Genomic DNA, 2,283 nt, shown 5'->3' on the forward strand with positions numbered 1-2,283 from the left:
GTCGGCGGGACCGGACCGATGGGCGCGGACGCGACGACCGCCCGACCGCGCAGAAGACCGCACCGCCTGACGGACACGGCACTTCGGCGGTCACGCCCGTCGGCGGGGGGCGGACCGACCGGCCGTAGGCCGAGGGCCGCAGGCTTGACGGGCGCGGCGGCCGGTGGGTGCCACGGGGCCGGGCCGTGGGATCGGGCTCGGTCGTGAGGGCGGCGCGGCGGCCACCCACGCCTACGACGACCTGCTCCAGCGTGGGGACGTCGCCGCCCAGGCCCTGTCCCAGTCGGCGAGGTTGCGGCGGTGCAGGAGCAGGCCCGTGGCGGCGTGGGCCGCGAGGCCGGTGAGGGTGACGGCCAGGAAGGCGAGGATCGCCCAGCCCATCGTGCGGCTGCGGATCTGGCCGGCGTCCAGCGGCGCTTCGGTGAGCGTGCCCGACCGGTCCACCCACACCAGGACGGTGTTCTCCGCCCGCAGCCCGGGTTCGACGTCGGCCTTGCCGGTCCGCGTCGCGCCGTCCGGCGCGGTGAAGCGGACCTCGACCGGGTAGCGGGTCTTGCGCGCCTCGTCCGACCCGGGTTCCGGGTGGCGCGGGGCGTCGTGGACGAGGACCGCGGGGACGTGGTCCCGGGTGCGTTCCTGGTGCGCGGCGGTGTCGCGGTAGTGCCGGTACGCCGCGTCGCCGGCCGTGAACATCGCCGCCGGGGCCGCCGCCAGCACGGCGAGCAGCAGCCCCAGGGCGATCCACGCCTGCATCCGGTCGGTACGGCGCCGCAGGGGGTTGCGCCGCCACCGCCACAGCAGGAGGTACGGGTGGTGTCGGGGTGCGGGAGCCGGGGACGGCTGCGCTCGCGGTATGTCGCCGGCCACGGTGTGCCTCCTTCCAGAGTCCGGGCAGCCGAGCGGGGCCGTGGGTGCCGGTGCCGGCCGCGGCGGCGGGGGACGGGGGCGTCGCCGCCGCGGCGGGCACCGGGGGTGGGGCCGCGGCCGTGGTCAGTGGGGGCACCGGTCCGGTGGATCCGCGTCCGTGCCGGGATCCGTGGTGGACGGGTGGGCGTGGGCGGCCTCCAGGAGCTTCGCGGCGCCGCGGACCGCGGCGGTGTGCGGCGCCGGCACGGACCGCAGGGGCGCGTGCAGCACGGCGGTGAGCCGACAGGTGATCTCGGGACGCAGGGCGCCCCCGCCGGCCAGCAGCGGTCCCCGGCCCAGGGCGTCCACGGTCAGGGACGTGCCGTCCTGGCGCAGCATCGACGTCACCATGTCGGCCACCGCCTCCGCGATCCGCGTCGCCGGGGTGGCGGCGTCCAGGTCGCCCGTGCCCAGGGCGGTACGGCGCGCGTCGAACACGGCGCCGTCCACCAGCAGCACCACCTCGGTGAGATGCGCGCCGAGGTCCACCACCAGCAGCGGCCGGGACAGGTCCGCGCCGGCCGCCAGCGCGACGGCCCGCGCGCTGGGGACGGTCAGCACGCTGCGCGGACGCAGCACCTCCACCGCCGTACGGGCCTCGGCGCGGTAGGCGTACCCGTCCAGGACGGGCGCGGTCACCACGACCAGCGGGCGGGTGAAGCGGGGCAGGCGGTGGCCGAGCAGCCGGTCGAGCATCCGGGCGGTGCCCTGGGTGTCGACGATGGAGCCGCGCTGGATGGGATACACGGCCCCGGCGCCGGGGAACGTCACCGTCGGCACGTCGAGGATCATGCCGCGCCCGGCGACCCAGGCGCGGGTGCGGGCGCTGCCCATGTCGAGGGCGACGCCGCTGCACTGCCGGCACAGGGGCCAGGGCCGGTGCCGGGAGAGGGCGGCGCGGGGCCGCCGGACCACGGTCATCGTCCGGCCTCCCGCACCTGCTGGCAGCGGGCGCAGTAACGGGCCTGCGGCACTATCGCCAGGCGCTCGCGGGCGATGGGGCGCCGGCACAGGTGGCAGGAGCCGTAGCGGCCCTCGGCCATGCGGTCGAGCGCCGCCTCCACGTCGGCGAGGACCATGCGGGCGGAGGCCGCGAGCTGGACCCGCACCTCGGTCTGCGCGGCGGAGCGCCGCCGGCGCCGGTCGTCGGCGCGGGACGGGACGGCCGTGATCTGCCGCAGCTGCTCCTCGCGGAACACCCGCTGCTCCAGCAGGTTGTCGCGGAGCGCGGCGAGGTCCTCGGGCGACAGCCGCGTCTCGCGGTCGCCGATCATCTGTTGGTTCACCACTTCACCCCTCGGCAGGGCGGGAGAGAAAGACCGGACGGACGGTGCCAGGGCGTGTCCGCAAAGTCCCTCCGTCCGCCCGGAGGGCGGG

The 2,283-nt window shown here is 77.4% G+C and carries 3 protein-coding genes; all 3 read right to left on the reverse strand.

Features of this window, described 5'->3' with window-relative positions:
* Positions 1 to 231 precede the first annotated feature (231 nt).
* The gene (locus GTW67_RS27955) at positions 232 to 867 is read right to left on the reverse strand and encodes an Rv1733c family protein (protein WP_161167545.1); all 636 of its coding nucleotides are present in this window, start codon (positions 865 to 867) and stop codon (positions 232 to 234) included.
* A 123-nt stretch (positions 868 to 990) separates the two neighbouring features.
* On the reverse strand, positions 991 to 1,827 hold the full coding sequence (locus tag GTW67_RS27960; protein WP_161167546.1) for a rod shape-determining protein: 837 nt from the start codon (positions 1,825 to 1,827) through the stop codon (positions 991 to 993).
* Complete coding sequence (locus GTW67_RS27965) at positions 1,824 to 2,195, reverse strand: TraR/DksA C4-type zinc finger protein (protein WP_161167547.1); 372 nt, start codon at positions 2,193 to 2,195, stop codon at positions 1,824 to 1,826. Before GTW67_RS27965 ends, GTW67_RS27960 begins: the two co-directional genes overlap by 4 nt.
* Positions 2,196 to 2,283: the final 88 nt, after the last annotated feature.

Source organism: Streptomyces sp. SID5910, assembly GCF_009862125.1.
Taxonomy (GTDB): Bacteria; Actinomycetota; Actinomycetes; order Streptomycetales; family Streptomycetaceae; genus Streptomyces.